General features: G+C 71.1%; 14 protein-coding genes and 2 pseudogenes. 3 read left to right on the top strand and 13 right to left on the bottom strand.

The features are described 5' to 3' along the window. Window positions 1–10: 10 nt before the first annotated feature. The 8 genes from IE326_RS35055 to IE326_RS35020 are packed head-to-tail and all read right to left on the bottom strand — an operon-like array spanning window position 11 to window position 7,441. Window positions 11–1,852: a VgrG-related protein gene (locus IE326_RS35055; RefSeq protein ID WP_190044454.1), complete on the bottom strand. Its 1,842-nt coding sequence runs from the start codon at window positions 1,850–1,852 to the stop codon at window positions 11–13. Beyond that, window positions 1,852–2,658, bottom strand: coding sequence for a CIS tube protein (locus tag IE326_RS35050; RefSeq protein ID WP_150233598.1), 807 nt, complete (start codon window positions 2,656–2,658; stop codon window positions 1,852–1,854). The genes IE326_RS35055 and IE326_RS35050 overlap by 1 nt, the downstream gene beginning before the upstream one ends. A 5-nt stretch (window positions 2,659–2,663) precedes the next feature. Beyond that, complete coding sequence (locus tag IE326_RS35045; protein WP_150233596.1) at window positions 2,664–3,104, bottom strand: phage tail protein; 441 nt, start codon at window positions 3,102–3,104, stop codon at window positions 2,664–2,666. A gap of 36 nt (window positions 3,105–3,140) precedes the next feature. Further along, on the bottom strand, window positions 3,141–4,835 hold the full coding sequence (locus IE326_RS35040) for a hypothetical protein (RefSeq protein ID WP_190044453.1): 1,695 nt from the start codon (window positions 4,833–4,835) through the stop codon (window positions 3,141–3,143). A gap of 21 nt (window positions 4,836–4,856) precedes the next feature. Next, a complete protein-coding gene (locus IE326_RS35035) occupies window positions 4,857–5,000 on the bottom strand; it encodes a DUF6760 family protein (protein ID WP_170313940.1) in 144 nt (47 codons plus the stop codon). Further along, complete coding sequence (locus IE326_RS35030) at window positions 4,997–5,434, bottom strand: hypothetical protein (protein WP_190044452.1); 438 nt, start codon at window positions 5,432–5,434, stop codon at window positions 4,997–4,999. The genes IE326_RS35035 and IE326_RS35030 overlap by 4 nt, the downstream gene beginning before the upstream one ends. Beyond that, on the bottom strand, window positions 5,434–5,877 hold the full coding sequence (locus IE326_RS35025; RefSeq protein ID WP_150233589.1) for a phage tail protein: 444 nt from the start codon (window positions 5,875–5,877) through the stop codon (window positions 5,434–5,436). The genes IE326_RS35030 and IE326_RS35025 overlap by 1 nt, the downstream gene beginning before the upstream one ends. A gap of 10 nt (window positions 5,878–5,887) precedes the next feature. Continuing rightward, window positions 5,888–7,441: a phage tail sheath family protein gene (locus tag IE326_RS35020; protein WP_190044451.1), complete on the bottom strand. Its 1,554-nt coding sequence runs from the start codon at window positions 7,439–7,441 to the stop codon at window positions 5,888–5,890. Window positions 7,442–7,683: 242 nt separating this feature from the next. Between IE326_RS35020 and IE326_RS35015 the strand changes: the two genes are divergently transcribed. Further along, on the top strand, window positions 7,684–11,133 hold the full coding sequence (locus IE326_RS35015; protein WP_229915810.1) for a hypothetical protein: 3,450 nt from the start codon (window positions 7,684–7,686) through the stop codon (window positions 11,131–11,133). After that, window positions 11,130–11,651: a hypothetical protein gene (locus tag IE326_RS35010; RefSeq protein WP_190044450.1), complete on the top strand. Its 522-nt coding sequence runs from the start codon at window positions 11,130–11,132 to the stop codon at window positions 11,649–11,651. Before IE326_RS35015 ends, IE326_RS35010 begins: the two co-directional genes overlap by 4 nt. A 34-nt stretch (window positions 11,652–11,685) precedes the next feature. Here IE326_RS35010 and IE326_RS35005 read toward each other — a convergent pair. The 5 genes and pseudogenes from IE326_RS35005 to IE326_RS34985 form a co-directional block, all read right to left on the bottom strand. Next, window positions 11,686–13,335, bottom strand: a pseudogene (locus tag IE326_RS35005) (ISAzo13 family transposase). Window positions 13,336–13,389: 54 nt separating this feature from the next. Then, window positions 13,390–15,384 (bottom strand): ATP-binding protein, encoded by a 1,995-nt coding sequence (locus IE326_RS35000; RefSeq protein WP_190044449.1) that lies wholly within the window; start codon window positions 15,382–15,384, stop codon window positions 13,390–13,392. A 5-nt stretch (window positions 15,385–15,389) separates the two neighbouring features. Further along, window positions 15,390–15,965: pseudogene (locus tag IE326_RS34995) on the bottom strand (Pvc16 family protein); the annotation flags it as partial. Between the two features lie 10 nt (window positions 15,966–15,975). Further along, on the bottom strand, window positions 15,976–18,057 hold the full coding sequence (locus tag IE326_RS41770) for an HYR domain-containing protein (protein ID WP_190044448.1): 2,082 nt from the start codon (window positions 18,055–18,057) through the stop codon (window positions 15,976–15,978). A 258-nt stretch (window positions 18,058–18,315) separates the two neighbouring features. Beyond that, window positions 18,316–18,945 (bottom strand): helix-turn-helix transcriptional regulator, encoded by a 630-nt coding sequence (locus IE326_RS34985; protein WP_030758266.1) that lies wholly within the window; start codon window positions 18,943–18,945, stop codon window positions 18,316–18,318. Between the two features lie 254 nt (window positions 18,946–19,199). Here IE326_RS34985 and IE326_RS34980 point away from each other — a divergent pair, with 254 nt between their 5' ends. Further along, the gene (locus tag IE326_RS34980) at window positions 19,200–20,552 is read left to right on the top strand and encodes a COG1470 family protein (RefSeq protein ID WP_190044447.1); all 1,353 of its coding nucleotides are present in this window, start codon (window positions 19,200–19,202) and stop codon (window positions 20,550–20,552) included. Window positions 20,553–20,749: the final 197 nt, after the last annotated feature.

Below are 20,749 nucleotides of genomic sequence, written 5' to 3'. Positions count from 1 at the left end.
CCCCCAGCCGTCAGTTGATCTTCACGAGGGGCGCCTCGACGGAGAGCGTGGTGCCGCCCCTCAGTTCCGTCCGCTGCGTCCCGTCCACCGTGACCGTCGCCCCCCGCACGTCGACCGTGCCGCCGGTCGCCAGCCGGACCTCGCCCTGGCCGCCGTCCACCCGCACGCCCTGACGTGCCGTCACCGACACGCTGTCACCGCTGAGCTCGAGTGCCCCCCGCTCGGCGTCGACGCTCACCCCGCCCGAGGCGGTGATCGACACCTTCTCCTTCGCGGTGATGCGCACCGCCCCGTCGCTGCCGACGGTGACCGCCGTCCCCGCCTGGTCCAGGTCGATCGTCAGCTTCCCGTCGCCGGTCCGCAGCCGCACGCCCTGCGCCCCGCCCGCCGCGTCGAGCAGCTCCAGCCGGTGCCCGCCCTTGGAGGCGAAGGCGCGCCGGTCGACCGCCCCCGACGTCGGGTCCACCGCCCCGCCCCCGGACGGCCGGTCCTGCCCGTTGTAGAGCCCGCCGAGGACGTACGGCCGGTCGAGGCGCCCCAGCTCGAAGCCGACCACCACCTCGTCCCCGACCTCCGGGATGTACGGCTCCCCGCCGCCGGTGCCGGCCGCCTGCGCGGTCCGCGCCCAGTCGCTCGCGTACTCGTCCGACAGCCACGGGAACGCCACCTTCACCCGCCCCGAACCCTCCGGGTCCTGCGTGTCCGTCACCGTCGCGTTGACGAGCCCGCCGGGCCGCCGGTCCGCCGCGGGACCGCCCCCGGTGAGCCCGTACAGCGAGCGCTCCTGCTGCCCCGACACGGTGAGCCACGTCTCGTAACCGCGCAGCGCGTCGAAGACGTGCCGGGAGGACGTGACCGTGTACCGGCCCTCGAAGGGCGCGCCGACCGCGTTGAGCGCCACCGCGGTGCCCGCCCGCACCTCCGGGTTCCCCCGGATCACCGCCTCCAGCTCCGCGAACGAGCCCGCGATCCGTTCGGCGAGCGCCTTCGCCGCCCGGTCCACCCGCTCCTGCGTGCCGTACCCGCCGTCCGTCACCACGTGCCGGGCCTCCCCGAACGGCGCCGTCACCTGCGCCGCCGTCACCCCCAGCGCCAGCGTCGCCGACGCGCCCGCCGGCGCCCGCCCCACCAGGGCCCGCTTGCCCCGCACGTCCCAGCCGCGCACCTCCACCTCGGAGACCTGCTCGGCCGCCGACACCGACGCCCGGCAGCGCAGCAGGTTCGCCCCCCGCTCCAGGACCAGCGGATCGCGGTCCGCGCGTGCCGACGCGTCCGGCGCCCCGCCGGCCTCGGCCGGCTTCACCACGTGCAGCGCCCCGTCCCGCACGTACGCCTGGGCGCCCGCCTCCTCGGCGAGCCCGCGCACGAACTCCCAGTCGCTGACGTTGGCCTGCGCCACGTGGTCGAGCACCGGCCCGGCCACGTCCACCGTCCCCGGCTTCAGCCCGGCCCGCCGGGCGACCTGCGCGACGATGTCCGACAGCGTCATGTTCTGGTAGCCGGCCACCCGCGCCCCGCGCAGCAGCTTGTACGTCTCGTCGAGCCCGCGCACCACCGTGTACGTGCCCGACTCGTCCAGCTCCAGTTCGAGCGCGGTCACCACCCCGTCGAGCAGCGGCCTCGGCTCCGTGCCGCCCCCGCTCCGCGCCAGCAGCGCGATCTCCGCGCCCACCTCGATCCCGCCCTGCGCGAGCAGCGTGCGGTCGGGGTCGCGGAACCGCAGCAGGAACAGGTCCGGCAGCGTCCGGCTGTCGTCGACGTACCCCTCCACCAGGGTGTTCATCAGCCGGGCCGGCAGCGGACTCCCGCCGACCTCCACCACGAGCGCCGACGCGACGCCCGGCGCCGCCATCACAGCCCCCGCCGGGCGGGGGCGGACTCCGCCCGCAGCCGCCCGAGTTCGTCCGGAGCGGGCAGCAACAGCCGCGTGCCGGGCGCGAGCCGGAGCGGATCGTCGATGCCGTTCGCCTCCGCGATCACCCGCCAGGCCGCCGGATCGCCGTACTCGCGCTGCGCCAGGGACGGCAGCGAGTCCCCGGCCGCCACCCGGTGCGTGCGCCGCGCGGTGAGCGCCCCCGACGTGGGGTTCTGCCCCGGAGTCTCCCCGCTGATCTCCTCCATCGTCACCAGGCAGACCGCCCGGATCGGCACCCCCGACGTCGTGAACAGCGTGTACTTCGCCTGCACTTGGCTGACGTAGCCGGGGAAGCCGGTCAGCCCGCCCCAGTGGAACACCACCCACGGCGGCGACGACCGCTGCTGCTGCCGGGTCTCGCTCGTCGGCACGCAGCACGCGAACAGCTGCTCCACCGAGGTCACCACCCGGGTGTCCTGCGTGTCGCCCGCGTCGAAGAACATCTCCACCGTCAGTTTGCTGGGCTGCGAGCCCTGGTACTCGGGCGGGCCGGCGCTCTTCGCCCCCTTGGCCGGCGTCCGCTTCCACGCCGCGGCCTTCGTGAGGCTCAACTCCTTGGGATTGAACTGGAAGTCGATCCGCCCGCACGGCGCCCCCGGCGTCAGCCCGCCGCCCGACGGCGGCGTCCGCAGCTCCAGGTAGGCGTGCTCCAGCTTCGGCCGGGCCGACCGGCCCTTCCCGGCGGACGCGACACCGGAGGTGCCGGCCGCGCTGAAGGCGATCGGGGCGCCGGGTGGGGTCATGGGGCTCAGCCCTCCATCACATAGCCGTGGTGGGCGATCTCGATCGTCTCGATCGCCACCTTCGGCGACTCGGGCGTGAACGACGGACCCGTCCACCGCACCGGCACCACTTCGAGCAGCCCCCACTGGGCGACCTTCCGCCCGTCGCCGGTCCGCGCCTCGATGTGGGCGGTCTTGCGGGTGAACCCGGTCGTCATGCTCGCGAACCAGCGGGCCACCTTCTCGGTCTCCCGGGTCAGCGGCCGCGACAGCTTCACGTTCGAGTACTTGAGCCGCGTCGGCAGCTGCCAGACGTGCCCGTTGTTGCCGCCCTCCTCGCGGGTCTCCAGGACGACCTCGCAGCCCAGCCCCTCACAGGTGTTGAAGGAGCCGAGCTCGATGTCGTCGATGGTGACGACGAAGCAGACGCTGACGGCGGGTTCGCCGCTCTGGGCGGGGGTGGCCATGGGGTCGCTCCTTCCGGTGTTCGTTGCCTCGCCCGGTCAGAACCGGGTCTCGATGAGCCGCCCGGCCCGTTCGCGCTCCAGCCGCAGCTCGGCCTTGAAGAGCCGGGCGAGCGGCGGATAGAGGGCACGGACGAACTCGTCGGTGACGGGGGGAGCGGCGGGCGGGGCCCCGGAGGACGCGCCTCCCGGTGAACTCGGGTACGCGGAAAGGGCGTTGTCCTCGGCTTCCGCTCCGGGGTCGGGTGCGGGGTCCGGTACGGGGTCGGGGACGGCTCCCGTGGGTTCCTCCGGCGCGGGCGGCGGGGGGTCCTCGGTGGCTGCCTCCCGCTGGACGAACGTCCCCGGGGGCAGGGCCCGTCGGGCGACGGACGGGGAAGGCGGCGCGAAGACCACGCTCCCGTCGGTCATCCGCTGCGCGATGCCGGCGGCGACGGCCACGTCCCCCGCGTCCCGGGGCGCCCGGGGCGCGGCCGGCACGGAAGGCGCGACGGCCCGCTGGACGGCGGCCGGGGGAGGGGCGGGAGCGGTCGTGACCGTGGTTCCGGTCGTGCTCGTGGCCGTGAGGGGTGTGTGCCGCTGTACGGTGGGCGTCTCCCACCGCACGGGGACGGCGGGCGCCTCGGAGACCGGTCCCGGGGGCACCCCGATCGGGGACGTCGCCGTCGCGCCGGTCTCCGGGGCCACGGTGCGCAGCACCAGCGGGCGGTCGGCGAGCAGCGGCGCCACCGGCTCGGGCACGGGCTCGGGAGCGGGAGCCGGAAGCGGCGGGGGAGCGGGCTCCGGCGGTACGGAGCGGGGTGCGGGCACGGGCGCGGCGCCCGGGGCCTCGCGCTGGGCCGTCGGCGGCAGCGCCGGGAGCGGCGCGCCCAGGCCGGAGGGACGCCGGGAGGACGGGGCCGATGCCGGGGGAGGAGGCGTGCCGGGGGCGGGAGACAGGGACCGCTGGACGGGCGGGAGCCCTCCACCGGAGGTCTCGGCGGGGAGGGGGCCGGGCTCCGGCACCTCCAGCAGCGGCTGCTCGCCGACCAGAGGGCGTACCGGGAGCTCGGCGGTCCCGCCGTCCCCCCGGAGCTCCGGGGTGCCCACGAGATCCGGTGCGGGCGGGCCGCCCAGGGCCTCAGGGGTCTCCGGGGCTTCGGGGGCTGCCGGGGGCTCTGTGACGCCGCCGGAGGTCTCCGGGGTCCGCCGGACCTCCACCGGTCCCGGTCCGGAGGGGAAGGACGCACCGGTCGGCGCGGGGCCGAAGGCCGTACGCTGCACGGGCTCCGGCAGGGCGGCCCTCCCCGGCGCGGGCGCTCCGGACAGCGACGCCGACGTCGGCGCCGACACCGCCCCGCTCGCCGGGAGCCGGTCGCCGGAGCCGCTGGAGACGTCGCCCGGTGATCCGAGGGACGGGCCGCCGCCGGAGGCCCGTACGGAGAACTCCACCAGGGACCGCTGGACGGGGGTCGTCACGCCCCCCGCGAGTCCGCCCGGAGCCTCCGCGCTGACCAGGTGCCCCAGGGACGTGGACAGGGCGGTCGGCCGCCGGGTGGACAGTCCGCGCTCGAAGGCGGACGGGTCGGTGACGAGCGCGGGTGCGTCCAGGGTCCGCTGGAGCGGAGGGAGTTCGACGAGGTCGAACCGGTCCTCGCGGGAGGCGGCAGCCGACGCCGGTGCGGTCGCGGGCGCGTCCGCCCTCGCGGGGCGCTCCGTCCCCCGCGTACCGCGCAGCCAGGACAGCAGTCCCATGTCCGGTCCCCTCCCCGTCGGTCATCCTCCGTCGAGGCGGGCCGCGTGGGCGACGAACCTCTGACGTTCCGCGTGCTCCAGGTCGAGGAGCTGATCCAGTGGCCAGTGGAAACGGTGGGCGAGGTACGCGACCTCCTCGTACAGCTGCTCGGTCGCGTACGTCACGATTCCCCCAGGCGGCCACCGGCGAGGTCCACCGCGAACTCCTCCCGGCAGGAGGGGCAGGTGACGGCGGCGCGGGTGTGCCCCTCGGCGTTGATCCGCCGGTAGAAGTCCTGGAGGAACGCCAGGTCGGAGGCGAACAGGTCCTCGACGACCCCCGGATGGACGTCGTCGACCGTGCCGATCCGGGTGACGACGCGGGAGATGAGCACCACCGACAGGTAGGCGGGGTTCTCCCGGACCCGGTCGTCCCGGAGCGGGACCAGTTCGTCGCGGGCGGTCGCGAGCCGCATGACGCCGTCGTGGTGGACGGTGCCCTGCTCGTCGACGTACCCGCGGGGCAGCCGGAAGGGGAACTCGGTCCGCAGCCCGGCCTCCGCCCCGCCCCCCGCTCCGTCGCCGGCGCGGGACGGCGCGGCGGCCGTCGTGCGCCGCATCAGTCGACTTCCATGCTCTCGTAGGTGATGACGAGCTTCTCCGTGAGGACGGAGGTGTCGCCGGCCTTGAGCGCGCCGATCTCCAGCGACTTGGGCCAGGCGTTGATGAGCTTGTACCGCTTGATGGGCAGGCCCTCGTAGTCGTAGACGATGATCGCGCCGTTGCGGCGGGCGTCGCTCATCCGGCCGAACCGCGAGTCCTTGATCCACCGTTCGAAGCTGTTGTCCTCGGTGAGGCCGCGGGAGACCGTGACCTCGCCCGCCTTGGGGCGGCCGGGCAGCTTCTTGATGGCGTACTTTCCGTCCGCGGTGTTCTGCTTGAGCTCGATGACGTCCTGTTCCATCTTCAGACCGCTGACCTCGGTGATCTGCCTGATGATGACGCTGTCGAACTCCAGGCCGAAGGAGTGTCCGACGGAACTGTCGAGATCGGGAAGGGGCACGAGGGACTCCTCACTCGTCCACGGCACCGGTGCCGCTGGTCAGCTGGGACAGACGGAAGACCACGAACTCGGCCGGCCGGACCGGCGCGACGCCGATCTCGCAGACCACGTGGCCCGAGTCGACGCTCTCCGGAGGGTTCGTCTCGCGGTCGCACTTCACGTAGAACGCCTCGTCGGGCGTCAGCCCGAACAGGGCGCCCTTGCGCCACTCGTTGACCAGGAAGGCCGAGACGGTCCGGCGGATCCGCGCCCACAGGGCGTCGTCGTTCGGCTCGAACACCACCCACTGGGTGCCGGCGAGGATCGACTCCTCCAGGTAGTTGAAGAGCCGCCGCACGTTGAGGTAGCGCCAGGCCGGATCGGAGGCGAGGGTGCGGGCGCCCCACACGCGGATGCCCCGGCCGGGGAACGCGCGGATGCAGTTGACGCCGATCGGGTTGAGCCGGTCGTGCTCGCCCTTGGTGAGCTGCGTCCGCAGGGACACGGCACCCCGGACGACCTCGTTGGCCGGGGCCTTGTGCACCCCGCGCTGGTCGTCGTTGCGGGCCCAGATCCCCGCGACGTGCCCGCTCGGCGGGACCGGGGAGACCCGTCCGGTCGACGGGTCGGCCACGTCGATCCACGGGTAGTAGAGCGCCGCGTACTTGGAGTCGTACCCCGCCCGCTCCGAGCGCCAGACCGCGACCTCCTGCGGGCTGAGTCCCGGCGGCGGGTCCAGGACCGCGACCCGGTCGCCCATCAGCTCGCAGTGCGCGATGAGCCCCTGCTGGACGGCGAGCACCCCGTCCAGGTCGAGCAGTCCGCGCTCGTACGCGCTCATCAGGTCCGGAACCGCCACGGCGGTGACGTCCTCGACCGCCTCCAGACCGCCGAGGCCGGAGCGGCGGTCGGCGTCGCCCACGTACACCTCGGGGGTGAGCGGCCCGCCGGCCGGGACGGGCGGCGCCGGGGCGAGGGTGACCGTCTGCGCCTCGGGGCGGGCGGGCGCCGCGCCGGTGCCCGGCTCGGTGATCTCGACGAGCGCCGAGGCCGCGTTGACGCGGGTGGCGACGTTCTCCTTGCTGCGCTTGGTGGTGACGGAGGGGTACGTCTCGACGGCCTTGCCGTTCCGCTTCACGATCAGCCGGAAGGCGTCGGACGGAGGGTCGTCGCCCTCCACGTCCGCGATCTCGACGGTGATCGTGCCGGTGACGCCCGGCCGGGCGACGACGGAGTACGCGCCGATGGCGGTGGGCCCGGCGGCCTCGACCGCGCGGGGGTCGGTGCCCTCGCCGGCCGCCGCGGCCGGTGCGGGCGTAGTGCCGTCGTCGACGCGCACGACGTAGCAGGTCCCGCCCCCGTTGGCGAAGAAGCCGTACACCGAGGCCGCGAGGTACGTCCCCTCGACGAAGTCGCCGAAACGGCTCACGAACTGGCTCCAGTTCGTGACCAGCGTCGGCTCGTCGAAGGGCCCCCGCCGGGCGAAGCCGACGAAGGCGGCCACCGAGGTGCCCACCCCCTCGATCGGCCGCGAGCCCGACTGGACCTCTTCGACGTAGACGCCTGGGGACAGGTACGACGGCATACGGTGCTCTCTCTCCTCGACGTCACTCCTCGACCGGGGAACCGCTCCCGTGGAACCGGGCCATTCTCACCAGCGTGACGATCACCCGGAACGGATGATCGGCCGCCCGCCTGGGCAGCGTGAACTGCCCGAAGGTGCAAGGGAGTCGGGGACGCACGGGACCCCCGCCGCCCTCCGCCGGGACCCGGCCCGGCGGGCAGCCTGGCCGTGCGGCCACGGCTACGGCTACCGGGAGGGGACGGATGAAGGAGGTCCCGGAGAAGAAGCCGACGACCGACCGCCGACCCGGGACGGCCACCCCTGAGACGGCCCTCCACGAGCCCGGCGGCCTCTCCCCGCACGCCGTCCAGCGCCTCCAGGGCGCGGTGGGCAACGCGGCGGTGGCCCGTCTGGTAGCCCAGCGCCATACGGCCCCGGTGAAGACGCCCCCGAACGCGGCCCCGGGTTTCCGGCGGGTCGGCGCGGACGTGGCGGCGAAGAAGCGGACGCTGGCCGCGCACCCCCCCGCGGCGGCGGAGTCGAAGTCCGCGCAGGACGCCGCGGTGGCGCCGGTCGACGACAAGGAGGCGCAGGGCAAGGCCGCGAACGCCGAGAAGATGAACGCGGCGAAGCCCGGCGAGTTCGACAAGGCGGCGTTCGTCGCCGCCGTCGACAAGGCGATCGAGGCGCAGGCGCCGAAGAACCTCGACGAGGCCGACAAGTTCTCGAAGTCCGGCAAGGCCGACAAGGTGAAGGCGGAGGTCGACGGGAAGGTCGGGGAGGGCAAGGACACCTCCGCCGAGGACATCGAGACCGCGACGAAGGCACCCCCCGACACGTCGGCGGCCAAGGACAAGCCCGTCACCCCCCTCGTACCGGACCGCCCGCCCGGCAACCCCGGCGCCCCGTCCGCGTCCGACGCGATCCCGGAGAAGCAGCCGCCGGCGGTGACGGACTTCTCCCAGGGCCCGGCGGAGAACGACAAGGCGATGGCCGACGCCGAGGTCACCGAGGAACAGCTCGCCAAGGGCAACGAACCGGAGTTCGACGACGCCTTGAAGGCCAAGAAGACCGCGGAGACGGACTCGGCGAAGGCCCCCGGCAAGGCGCACACCGCGGAGGACCAGCAGCTGGCGACCGCGAAGGCGGGCGCGGCCGCGGCCGGCGCACAGGCGATGAACACCCTGGCGGCCACGCGCACGGAGGCGGGCAAGGCGGTCGACGGCGGCAAGGGCGAGACGAAGTCGAAGGACGAACAGAAGCGGGCCGAGGTCACCGCGAAGCTCCAGAAGGTCTTCGACGCGACGAAGAAGGACGTCGAGTCGACCCTGACCGGCCTGGACCAGAAGGTCGACACCGCCTTCACCACGGGCGAGAAGGCCGCACGGGACGCCTTCACGGCCGACCACAAGGCCCGCATGAAGAAGTACAAGGACAAGCGCTACGGGGGCTTCCTCGGCAAGGGCCGCTGGCTGAAGGACAAGTTCGCCGGCCTGCCCCAGGAGGCCAACGACCTCTACCAGGAGTCCCGCAAGCTGTACGTGGCCCGCATGCGCACGGTCATCTCCACCGTGGCCGACCTGATCGGTGTCGAACTGGGCCGCGCCAAGGCACGCATCGCCCAGGGCCGGAACGACCTGAAGGCGGAGGTCGACAGACTCCCCGCCGACCTCAAGGCCTTCGGCGAGGAGGCCCGGCAGGACTTCGCCGGCAAGTTCGAGGACCTGGAAACGACCGTCGACGAGAAGTCGGAACAACTGGTCCAGGACCTCGCGACCAAGTACACAGCCGCCCTCGACGCCGTCGACGAGGAGATCAAGAAGCTCCAGGAAGCCAACAAGGGCCTCATCGACAAGGCGAAGGACGCCATCGTCGGCGTCGTCAAGACCATCAACGAACTGAAGAACCTCCTCCTGGGCATCCTGGCGAAAGCCGCCTCGGCCGTCATGAAGATCATCAAGGACCCGATCGGCTTCCTGCGAAACCTGGTCAAGGCCGTGGGCGCCGGCCTCGACCTCTTCGTCACGAACATAGGCAGCCACCTGAAGACGGGCCTGGTCTCCTGGCTCCTCGGCACGGCGACGAAAGCGGGCCTGGAACTCCCCGCCCGCTTCGACCTCCGCGGCATCATCCAGCTCATCACCTCCCTCCTCGGCCTGACCTGGGACAACATCCGCTCCCGCATCACCCGCAAGGGCGTCCCCGACGAAGCCATGACCGCCGTCGAGTCGAGCGTCCCGGTCGCGAAGAAACTCGCCACCGAAGGCCCGGCCGGCGCCTACGAGGAGATCAAGGCCGAAACCGGCGACCTGAAGTCCACCATCCTCTCCAAACTCACGGAATACCTGATCCCCACGGTGATCGTCGCCGGCATCACCTGGATCATCTCCCTCCTCAACCCCGCCTCCGCCTTCGTCCGCGCCGTCAAGGGCATCATCGACATCGTCACCTTCGTCGTGAACCAGGGCACCCAGATAGCCGACTTCGTCAACGCCGTCCTCGATGCGGTCATCCAGATCGCCAACGGCGGCGCCGCCGGCGTCCCCAAGACGGTCGAAACGGCCCTGGCCGCCAGCATTCCCCTCCTGATCGGCTTCCTGGCGTCACTGCTGGGCATTGGCAGCCTGGCCAACAAGGTCAAATCGGTCTTCCAGGCGGCCTCGAAACCCGTCAACCGAGCCATCGACAAGCTCGTCGAATCCATTGCTCGAATGGGGAAGAAATTCTGGGAGAAAACTCAAGGGAAAAATAGAAGTGGTGGCAATGGTGAAGATCGGCGGACGCTAAGGGATAAGCAGCTCGCGGTAAAGGGCGCGATTCGCTCCGTTGAGCTCATTATGGACCAACCGGAGAGCGATCGGACGACGGTAGTCCGCGCCTTGCCATCGATCAAGAAAAAGTTCAATCTCTCTGAACTTTCGATCGTCTCTAACCAAGATCAGTACCACGTTCGAGCCGAGATTAATCCAAAAGAGGATAGTAAGGACGACTCCAATGAAGTGATACCCAAGGAGAAAGCGAGGGTGAAGGAGCCTATCCCTCATCTCTTCAGGAACATTGATCCGGAGAACCCTCCGGCGGGCTGGGCTTTCTATGATGAAGTTGTTGGAGAAGATGCATCCACCGGCCGTAAGAGGATTCAGTGCATCATTACAGGGCCCGATGGATCGCAAGGGCGCATTACCCGGGAGTGGGACCCTTCTAATAAAACTTTCGGATTGATCGCGGCATTCCTTGACAAGCTTCCGGCATGGGTCCCCAGTAAGCCGTCATTCCCTAACGGCAAAGGTACCCCGTTGGTCACCTATGCCACTCTCCGCCTTAAAAAACTTCTTTCCGTCGAACCCGGAGAGATCAAGAAGCAGAAATGGCATAATATTGCGAACGAAGAAGCTATATTGGAGCTGGCGAAATTGACCTCCTTGGATTATGCTGGTAGGGCAGACCTGGAGATCACTAAGACCAAAAGTTGGAGCTATGCTTTGACTGCAATTCAGCAGTCGCATCATCGTCCTGTTCCTGGAAGTCAGAAAGTCGTAGGTGGATTTCAGGAGGCGCTTGAAGATCTTTCCCTGGAAGTGGTAGTGAAGAAGATCTCGGAAAGAGGTCGAGACGGCGCTGAACGGTGGCTTCAGCAGGAATACGGTATTGGTCTCGATTCGAGAGTCCTGGTGATGTTTGATATCGAATGCGATCTGGAGCCTTTCAGGTGAGTGTAAAGATCCTTGTGGTGCGTTCGGGAATGGTGGTCAGGAATAGTTCTGATGGGGTGCTCGAGGTGGATGGGTGGAGGCTCTTCCGGTATGATCGGTTTACCCGAGAGTTGGGCTCTTTGGGGGAATATGAAATTGAAGTGACTGATGAGCCAAGGGATTTTCTCCCTAGTTCTTTCGATATACTCCTCCATCGACATATGGAGGCTGTATCCGAATTTTCCGTAGGAGTGCGAGAACGATGTATTCTGCTGGAGTCTGATCCGAATAGCTATCTTCGCATGGCGGGCCTGAAGCTTCTTGGCGCTGTGACGGGTGATGGGTTCCAGTCGTGGTGGTCAGAGGGTTCCGTGTTGAGCGAGAGGTCTTTTGTAGGTCTGAGGAGTGTTGCGGAGAAAATGGGTGCTGTGGGTGCTCCAGTGATGGGTGGGAAGGGTTATTGCCACGTTACTCGAAGTGACTTGAAGGAAGTTCCAGCAGTGCTAAATGAATACATCAAAAGCTATCTCTTCGTGTGACCTTTAGGGAATTTTCCTAAGGGTCTGCCGATCATTAACCTGCCGCTTTGATCTTGGTGTTGGGGCTGCTGCTTTGGGCGGCCACTCGGGCTCGGAGGGCTGTCAGGGCGGTCGGTGGGGTGATGGCCGGCGAGATGGTGACGCCCTGTGCTTCAAGCAGTTTCCTGGTCTTCAGCAGGGTGCGGTGCATGGCAGTACGGCTGCTGTTGAACAGAACGGCAAGAGGTTCCGTGGCCAGGTTGACGCGCAGGTGGAGCACGGTGGCCAGGACCTGGTCGGCGAAGGTGGGGCGGGGCGGGCGTCCGCGCCGGGTGTCTCCTGCCGGCGTCAGGGTGTGGATGAGGTGCTGCAACTGGTGTGGAGTCAGGCCGGTCAGTTCGGGGTCGGACAGGATGGCTGGGCTCCACGGTGGTGTCGGTGGCCGGCCGTTGCGGGCTGCCGGGGCGGCCGGGCTCGGCTGGGGGTGCAGGGTGTAATTCCATTCGCCGTGGAAGGTGTGCCGGGTCAGAGGCAGGGCCGCCATCTCCGCGTCGCCGACACCGACGCCGATGGGTAGGTGTTGATGTCCAGTTCGGCCTTCACCCGCAGTCCGGTGCGGGTGGTGGTCGCGGCGATCGACTCGAGGATGACTTCGTGGCTGGTCAGCGGGCGGCCGCGCTAGTTGTTCTGTCCCGGGAGGTTGTGGACAGGTGATGTGGGAGAAGAGCCGGTGCTCGATCTTGTTCCACTTCGACGTGCCCGGCGGCAGGTGGCAGACCGTGATGACCAGCCCGGTTTCCGCGGCCAGACGGGCGAGGTGGAGTTTCCAGGCCCGGGTGCGGTAGCCGTTGGGCCCGCCCGCATCGGCGGTGATCAGTAGTCGGGAAGTGTGCGGGTAGTCGGTCCGGCCCTGGTCGTGCTACCAGCGGCGGATCGACTCCACCGCGAACGCGGCGGTGTCGTGGTCGGTGCCGACATTGACCCAGCCGGTGTTGGCCGCCAGGTCGTAGATGCCGTAAGGGATGGCCTTGCCCAGCTGTGGAACGGCGAAGTCATGGACGCGGACCGGCACCGGATCGCCTGTGGGCCGCCAGGAACGGCCATGGTTGTGGAAGTCGCCGACCAGCTTTTTCTTCTTGGTGTCCACGCTGATCACCGGCTGGCCGGCATCCCTGTGATCACGTGCCTGCTCGTTGATGTAGCGGAACTGGGCATCCCGGTTGGCATGCTGGCTGCCCTCGAGTGTCTTGGCGTTGGCCTGCAGCCGGAACCCCTCCTGCCGCAGCAGACCGGCGACGGTGTCCGCACCGACCCGGTGACCCTGACGGGTCAGCTCGGCCGCCGGCGTGCGGGTCGACTTCGTCGTCCACCGCAACGGCGACATCGGATCACCACGTTCGTCCGGCTCGACCAGGCTCAGCAGGGCACCCCGCAGTCCAGGGTCGAGCTCCGTGACGCGTTTGCGTCCACCGCCGGGCTGCCGCACCCGCCCGGTCAGGAACTGGCCCGCCTCCAGGTCGGACATGCCCTTGCGAACCGTTGTCCCGCTCGCCCCGGCCGCCCGGGCCACGGCTCGAATGCCGCCATGGCCCAGCCCTCGGGCCTCCGCGGCCATCAGCAGCCGCCGCTGTCGTTCGTCCAGGTGTGGGAACAACACCGCGAACTTCACGGCAAGTTGATCACGAATCTCGTCCGGGATGCGCATACGACACCAACGAGCCCCAGCCCTGAAAGCAACACCTTGATGATCGGTAGGCCCTTAATTTAGGAAGACGGAATAACTTCCAAACTCTGAGGGCAGGGTCAATCGGCCCAGTTTCTGGTACTCCCGCTGGATCGCGTGGATCAGCATCCGCATCGTCAGGGGCCCGCCCGCCTCCGCCGCCAGGTACGCCGCCGTCACCGCGATCGAGCGGATGTTTCCGCCTGACAGTTCGAAGGCTTCCGCGCAGAAGGGGAGGTCGAGGTCGGTGGCGCGGGGGAGTTGGGGGCCCAGAGTGCGGTCCCAGAGGAGGAGGCGTTGGGGGGCGTCGGGGACGGGGAAGTCGATGACGAGGTCCAGACGGCGGGTGAAGGCGTCGTCCAGGTTGGCCCTCAGGTTCGTCGCCAGGATGGCGAGGCCGTCGAAGGACTCCATGCGCTGGAGGAGGTACGCGGACTCCACGTTGGCGTAGCGGTCGTGGGCGTCCTTCACGTCCGAGCGTTTGCCGAAGACGGCGTCCGCCTCGTCGAAGAGGAGGACGCCGTTGACGCCTGCCGCTTCGGTGAAGATGCGTTCGAGGTTCTTTTCCGTCTCGCCCACGTATTTGTCTATGACCGTCGCCAGGTCGACCGTGTAGAGGTCGAGGCCCAGGTCCGCCGCGATGACCTCCGCCGACATCGTCTTGCCCGTGCCCGAGTCGCCGGCGAAGAGGGCGGCCACGCCTCGGCCTCGGCCGCCGCCTGGGCGCATGGACCAGGTGCCGAGGACGTGGTCGCGGTGGCGGGCCCGGGAGGTGAGTTCGCGGAGCTGGGTCTCGGTGTCCGGGGGGAGGACGAGGTCGTGCCAGCCGACGGTGGGTTCGATGCGGCGGGCGAGGCGGTCGAGGCCGGCGGCGTTCTGGGCGCGGGCGCCCTGGCGTACGTGGTCGGCGTCGACGGGCTTCGCGTCCAGGCGGGCCTTCTGGATCGCGGCCTTCGCCGAGCGGACGATCTGCTCCGGAGTGAGGAGGAAGGGGGAGAGGAGGTCCTCCAGGGGGAGAGGGACGTCCTCGCCCGCGCTCTCGCGCCACAGGGCCGCTCTCGTCTCCGGGGTCACCCTCGGCGCGCGGACCAGCAGGGGCGGGGCCGTCGACCAGGACGCGTCCCAGGGCAGGCGGCCCACCAGGAGGACCGGGAGCGGCAGGTCCGTCACCGCGCGGAGGAGGCCGGGGCGCTCGCGGGCCACGGCGTCCAGGGGGGCGCAGACCAGGCCGGCGCTGGTCAGGCGGGCTTCGCGGAGGAGGCAGCGGACGGCCTCGGCGGGAGCCGGGTCCTCGGCGAGGCGGGCCAGGTCGACGGCGAGGACGGCGCGGCCCGCCGCTTCCAGGGACGACGCGGCCAGGGCCGTACCGGCACCGCCCTGGTCCTCCTGGAGGTACACCAGGGCGGCGGGGCCCGACAGGAAGCGGGCCAGGGGGGCCGGGTCTCCCGCGCCCCGGATCGCCTCCCGGGGGGCGCGTACGTCGGCGAGGCGCGGGTCCGGGGTGTCGTCGCCCAGGAGGTACGCCGTCACCCGGTCGGGGACGCGCAGCGCGCGGCCCAGGAAGGGGCGGTCGCGGTCCTCGACGAGGAGGAGGCCGCCGGCCCGCAGGGGGGCCTGTTCGCCGAGGCGCGCCCGCGCCTCGCGGTCCGCGTGCGGCATGCCGCACAGGCCGAGGGCCAGGCCGGCCGAGGGCCTGCGCCGGGTCACGTCGTCGTTGAGGTAGCCGTAGAACGCCTCGAAGCGGTCGTCCAGGTCCGGCAGCAGCGCGATCAGCAGGATGTCCACGTCCAGGGCGGACAGGCCGAAGTCCCCCGCCAGCCTCCCCAGCCGGGACGCGGAGGACACCGGCGCCGACGGTTCCGGCGGCGGGAAGGCGCGCGGGGCCTCCAGCAGGCGCTCCACCGTCTCCTCCGTCAGGTACAGCCCCCGGAACGCGTCGTCCGGGTTCGGGTCCACCTCCCGCCGGGCCTCCACGGCCCGGCGGATCCGCAGCTCCATCTCCCGCGCGCGGGAAAGCAGTTCGGCCGTCATCGGGTGGGCCCGTCGCCGAAGCGGACCTCCAGGCCCTCGTCGCCGACCGGCGGGCCCGCCGGGTAGCGCGGCGACGCCGTCACCGGGACGCTCACCACCAGGTCCAGCGACGGCTTCAGTTCGCCGCCCAGCGCGCTCCACACGTCCGCGAACGAGCGGTCCTCCGGCGGCGGCAGCGCGATCGACAGGGGGACGGCCGCGCCGATCTCCGCGAGCGTGCCGGTGAGCCGCGCCGGCGGCAACGCCTCGTACCGCAGCAGGCACGCCAACAGGGAGGAGAGCAGACGGTGTTCGTCCTCGGGGCGCTTGGTCCAGGCGGTGATCAGGTACGACAGCTTGAAGTAGCGCGGCGGGCGGCGGCGGGCGACGACCACGCCGCGCTCGTCGTACTCGTTGTGCAGGCCGCGTTCGCGCCGCCGCATGTCCTCGCGGATGTCGTACAAGTACAGGTTCACCATGGGTGCGTTGACCTTCGCCGCCCACTCGCGCGTGGGCGCGTCGAAGACCACCGCCACCTGCCCGCCCTCCAGGACCTCGGCCCGGATGAGGGAGCGCAGCACGTCGTCGACCTCGTGGATCATCGGAGCCCCGTCACCCCCGACCCGCGAAGTCCGGCGGTTGCAGGGAGTGTCGGACGACCAGCACGGGCTGCTCCAGGCGTTCGAGGCGGACGGCCTCCGCGCGCAGGAGCCGCGGCCCCGTCCGGTCCTTGCGCAGCACCAGCACCTGCGTCTCGAAGCGGCCGTCGCGGTCCGCCGTCAGCGGGGGCGCGTCGGCGGTCAGACCGGCGGACCACACGAGCCGCACCCGCTCGCCCGGCGGGAAGTCCGTGCCCCGCACGGTCACCGGCTCGCCCGGCCTGACGACCCGCGGCGTGACCTCCAGGCGAGGCTGGAGCACCCGCAGCGCCGCCGTCGCCGTGTTGTCGCCGGGCTCCGGGTCGGGGAGGCGGTCGCGCACGGTCGCCCGGACCGTGCCCGCCGCCGCCTCCGCGTAGGTGGCGGTCTGGGTGACCACCACCCGGCCGCCGGGCGGGATCGAGCAGGGCGCGGCGGCCGTGCACCGGTCGGTACGGGAGAGGGCGCGCCCCGCTCCGGCGGGCCAGGCCGTGTCGACGGCGACGTGCTCCGCCGCGTCGGGGCCGGCGTTGGTGAGCGTGTAGCGGGCCACCACCGCCCGTCCCGCGTAGGCGCGTTCGGGGGAGAGGGAGACGGCGACGGCGACGTCCGCGAGGGAGGGCGGGGGCGGCGGAGGCGGCGTTCCGCCGCCGGGCGGCCGCATGAGCGGCAGGACGCGGAAGGCGGCCGTGTCCGTCGCGGTGTTGCCCGCCCCGTCGGTGGCCGTGCAGGTGACGGTGGTGGTGCCGACGGGGAAGACGGAGCCGGAGGCCGGAACGCAGGTCACCGGCAGCGGGCCGTCCTCGGCGTCCACGGCGGTCGCCGCGAAGTCGATCCGGGTGCCGTCGGAGCCGGTCGCGCGGGAGGTGCGGTCGTCGACGGTCACCACGGGCGCGGTCACGTCGTTGACGGTGATCGAGATCTGCTGCACGTACGCCGGATCGGCCGCGGCGGCCGCCGTGATCGTCGCGGCGTCCGGGGACCGGGTGCCGAGCAGGAACTCCACGGTGCACGTGAGCGTCGCGCCCTGCGGCGCGTCCGGTGCGACCGCGATCGTCTCGGCGAAGGCGGCGGTCTCGCCGCTGACGACGTCCCGCACGGGCGGGTCGAGGGTCACGGTCAGCCCGGGGTCGCAGGACTCCGGGCGGTGGCCGACCCGGGTGGGCAGATTGCCGAGGCCCTCCACGATGGCCTCGGCCACCCGGTCGGGGTCGATGCCGCTCAGCTTGCGGCCACCGGTGGCCTCGATGATGCGGGTGGCCTGGCCGGGAGTGGTCCGCGGGTTCTCGATCTGGCTCGGATTGCCCGCGTATCCGGTGCCGTCCAGGCCGTCGCCGATGCTCGTGTCCACGTCGATGCCGAGGACCCGGGCGTTCTTGTCCTGGAGGGCGAAGATCGTGTCCTCGATGCTGTGTCCGTTGCTCGGGTTGTGACTGGAGGCGTCGCTGACGAGGACGACCACCGGGCTGGAGTTCTCCCGGAAGACGGTCCGGCCGCCCGCGCCGTCTGCGATCTGCCAGAGGCCGTTGATCCAGTCCTCGGAGGGGCCCATGCTGCCGTTGCCGCGCCCGATGCCGAGCTTCCCGACGCCCGTCTCTATCTGGTCGTAGTCCTGCGTCAGTCCGGCCGTCACGTCGAACCCGGCGCCGGGGTCGACCTGTTGGTCGCCGAAGGTCGCCACCGCGAACCTGGCGTCGGGCTGACTGGACCGCACCTTCTCGATGATGCTCCGCAGCCCGCCCCGTACGTTGTCGATGACCTGCTCCATGCTCCGCGTCCCGTCCACCAGCAGCACCACCTCCGGCATCGGCGGCACCACCGGCGTCAGGACCTGCTTGTCGACGGCGATCGACGCGCCGGGGTCCAGCGCCTGCGACACGCTCGCCGGGGTCACCGGGCCCTCGTCGGGGATCGGTCGCGCCGACGCGGACGTCGACGCCGGTACGGCCCCGGCGGCGAGCAGCAGCAGGGCGAGCGAGGCCCGGGCGGACGTACGGCGGCCGGGACGCCGGGGCGCCGGCGGCTCCGTACGCCAGGACGACTGGAACCAGCGCACGGCACAACCCCCTCGGCCTCACGTCGCTCGACGGGCCGAGGATGCCGCACCGGCCCGCCGCTGTCTTCGGGCGCCAAGTCACCCTTGGGGGAAGGGATTCGTGCCCCCAAGGGCAAAGTGAAGACAGGGGCGAAGTGAAGACAGGGGCGAAGTGAAGACAAGGGCGAAGCGAAGAAAAGGACGGAGTGAAGGCGAGGGCGAAGTGAAGGCGAGGGCGGAGCGACGGCGAGGGCAAGGGCGGAGGGCCTCGGATCGTTCTCAGATCAGCCCCTGTCGCATCGCGTAGGCCACCGCGTGCGACCGGTTGCGCAGTTGCAGCCGGGTGATGACGGCGTGCAGGACGTTCTTGATGGTGCGTTCGGAGTACGAGAGCTTCGCGGCGATGTCCGCCGTGTCGTAGCCCTCCGCGACCAGGCGCAGCACGTCGACCTCGCGCGCCGCGAGGCCGGTGAAGTGCAGTCCGCGCGGGCCGAGGACCTGCCCCTGGAGCCGGCCGACCTCCTCCAGGAGGCGCCCCACCAGGTCGGAGGGGAGGTGTCCGGCGCCCTTCGCGACCGTGCCGATGACGTGCACCAGGTGCTCGGGGGTCGCCTCCGCACGCCGGATCACCCCGGCGACCCCGCACTCCGCCGCGCTCACCAGCTTCTGTTCGTCGATGTCGGTGGTGACGAGGACGGGGCGGGCCGTGCTGGTGCGGTTGATGTGCCGCAGCAGCCGCAGCACGTCCTCGTCGACCGTGTCGACCACGAGCACGACGACCTCGGGCGCGGGGTCCGCGGTCTCGCTCCATTCCGTCACCGTGATCTCGGGACGGGTCCGTAACTGACTCGTCACCCCCGCCTGCGAGATCGGGTCCTGCGCGCGCAGTGCGACAGCCGTACGTTCCATGATCGGGCTCCCCCCGGACGATCGGAGTTCGGCGGTCGACGAGGGGAGGCGAGGGCCCGCGGAAACCGTCTGCAGGGAGCCCCTGAACACCACCGGCATCGTCAACAACGCCAGTCTCTCTGGTAGTTCGGCGGACTGGAGATGCCCTGACTGACCGTCATGAAAACTGGATCGTTGCTTCGGGCACTGAATCTGCCCGAAAGTGTTCCTTCCCTGACGATGTCGTGGAGGAGCCCGGACCCTACGGTGCGCCCATGAGTCTTACGGCAAGCCTCGACGCATCGTCCGCCACCGCCGTACCGGGCGAAGAGACGAGCCTCCCTCTTCAGGTGCGCAACTCCGGCTCCACCGTGGAGGAGTACCGCTTCGAGGTGGCCGGCGCCTGCGCCGCCTGGACGACGGTGGAACCGGCGACCCTCTCCCTCTACCCCGGCGACGTGGAGAGCGTCTCCGTCGTCTTCCGCCCGCCCCGCGACCCGTCCGTCCCCGCGGGCGAGACCCCCTTCGGGGTGCGCGTGGTCCCCACCAGCGACCACGCCGAACCCGTCGTCCCCGAAGGCAGGGTGACGGTCGCGCCGTTCACCGAGGTCACCGCCGAACTGGTGCCCCGGGGCTCGCACGGAGTGCGGCGCGGCGCCCACAAGATCGCCGTCGACAACCGTGGCAACACCCCGCTCACCGTCGGGCTCACCGCCCGCTCCGGCACCGAGCGGGCCCGGGTCTCCTTCGACCGGTCCGAGCTGACCGTCGAACCCGGCCGGGCGGCCTTCGCGGAACTGCGCGTCAAGCCCGGCAAGCACCTGTGGCGCGGCACCCCGGTCGTCCACACCTTCCAGGCCGTCGTCACGCCGCCCGCCCCCGAGAGCGAGGAACCGGCCGCGCCGCCGGTCGTGCTCGACGGCTCCTACCAGCAGGAAGCCGTCCTGCCGCGCTGGCTGCCCCGGGCCCTCGCCCTCGTCTGCGTCCTCGCCCTGATCCTGGCGGGCTTCTGGTACGGGCTGCTCCGGCCGGCCGTGAAGTCCGCGGCCCGCGAGGCCATCACGCCCGAGGTCATCGCCTCCGCGACCACCGGCACCGACGGCACGGGCGGCCCGAACGGCGGCTCCGGCGGCCCCTCGGCGGCCCCCGCCCCGACCACCGCCCCCGGCGTGGCCCCCACCGCCAAGGCCACCCCGACGCCCAGGCCCAAGCCCAAACCGAGCGCCAAGCCGAAGCCGAGTGCCAAGCCGCTCCCGCCCGACGTGCCCACCAGTGCCCAGGTGCAGGTCAGGGATGCGGTCGGCGGCGGACCGAGCAGCGGTACGGCACTGACGGTGCCGTCCGGTAAGGCGTTCCGGCTCACCGACATCGTGGTCCAGAACCCGCAGGGCGACGCCGGATCGGTGGTCGTCACGACCGGCGAGGGCTCCCGCTTCCTGACCCTGGCCCTGGAGAACTTCCGGGACTCCGACTACCACTTCGTCACCCCGATCGTGGTGCCCGCCGGCGGCCGGGTGACCATGACCGTCACCTGCCGCAAGGTCGGCCGCCCGGTCGGCGCCCCGGCCCCCGGCCGGTGCGCCGAATCCCTCCTCCTCGGCGGCACGATGCAGTCCGTCAAGCCCTGAACCGGAGAACCGTGGCCTGCCCGCGGATGGCCGAAACCGTACGTCCCCGCGCTCCGGCCCGGGCCGTTTCCTCTGGACCGGACCGGACGGGCCCGGTCCGGAGAAAACGGCCCGGACCGCTCCGCTCCGGACCGGACCGGCCGGTGGATCGGGGGTGGGGACAACCCCACCCTCGATCCACCGGCCGCCGCCATGGT

It is taken from the genome of Streptomyces filamentosus, assembly GCF_014654895.1.
GTDB classification, from domain to species: Bacteria; Actinomycetota; Actinomycetes; order Streptomycetales; family Streptomycetaceae; genus Streptomyces; species Streptomyces filamentosus.
Note: the sequence above shows the minus strand (reverse complement) of the source record. Positions and strands in the feature narration are given on the sequence as shown.

Coding starts and splice junctions, on each gene's coding strand:
- IE326_RS35020 (WP_190044451.1), bottom strand. CDS start 7,441: ATGCCGTCGTACCTGTCCCCAGGCGTCTACGTCGAAGAGGTCCAGTCG.
- IE326_RS35040 (WP_190044453.1), bottom strand. CDS start 4,835: ATGGGACTGCTGTCCTGGCTGCGCGGTACGCGGGGGACGGAGCGCCCC.
- IE326_RS34980 (WP_190044447.1), top strand. CDS start 19,200: ATGAGTCTTACGGCAAGCCTCGACGCATCGTCCGCCACCGCCGTACCG.
- IE326_RS35050 (WP_150233598.1), bottom strand. CDS start 2,658: ATGACCCCACCCGGCGCCCCGATCGCCTTCAGCGCGGCCGGCACCTCC.
- IE326_RS35045 (WP_150233596.1), bottom strand. CDS start 3,104: ATGGCCACCCCCGCCCAGAGCGGCGAACCCGCCGTCAGCGTCTGCTTC.
- IE326_RS35000 (WP_190044449.1), bottom strand. CDS start 15,384: ATGACGGCCGAACTGCTTTCCCGCGCGCGGGAGATGGAGCTGCGGATC.
- IE326_RS35030 (WP_190044452.1), bottom strand. CDS start 5,434: ATGCGGCGCACGACGGCCGCCGCGCCGTCCCGCGCCGGCGACGGAGCG.
- IE326_RS35015 (WP_229915810.1), top strand. CDS start 7,684: ATGAAGGAGGTCCCGGAGAAGAAGCCGACGACCGACCGCCGACCCGGG.
- IE326_RS35055 (WP_190044454.1), bottom strand. CDS start 1,852: ATGGCGGCGCCGGGCGTCGCGTCGGCGCTCGTGGTGGAGGTCGGCGGG.
- IE326_RS34985 (WP_030758266.1), bottom strand. CDS start 18,945: ATGGAACGTACGGCTGTCGCACTGCGCGCGCAGGACCCGATCTCGCAG.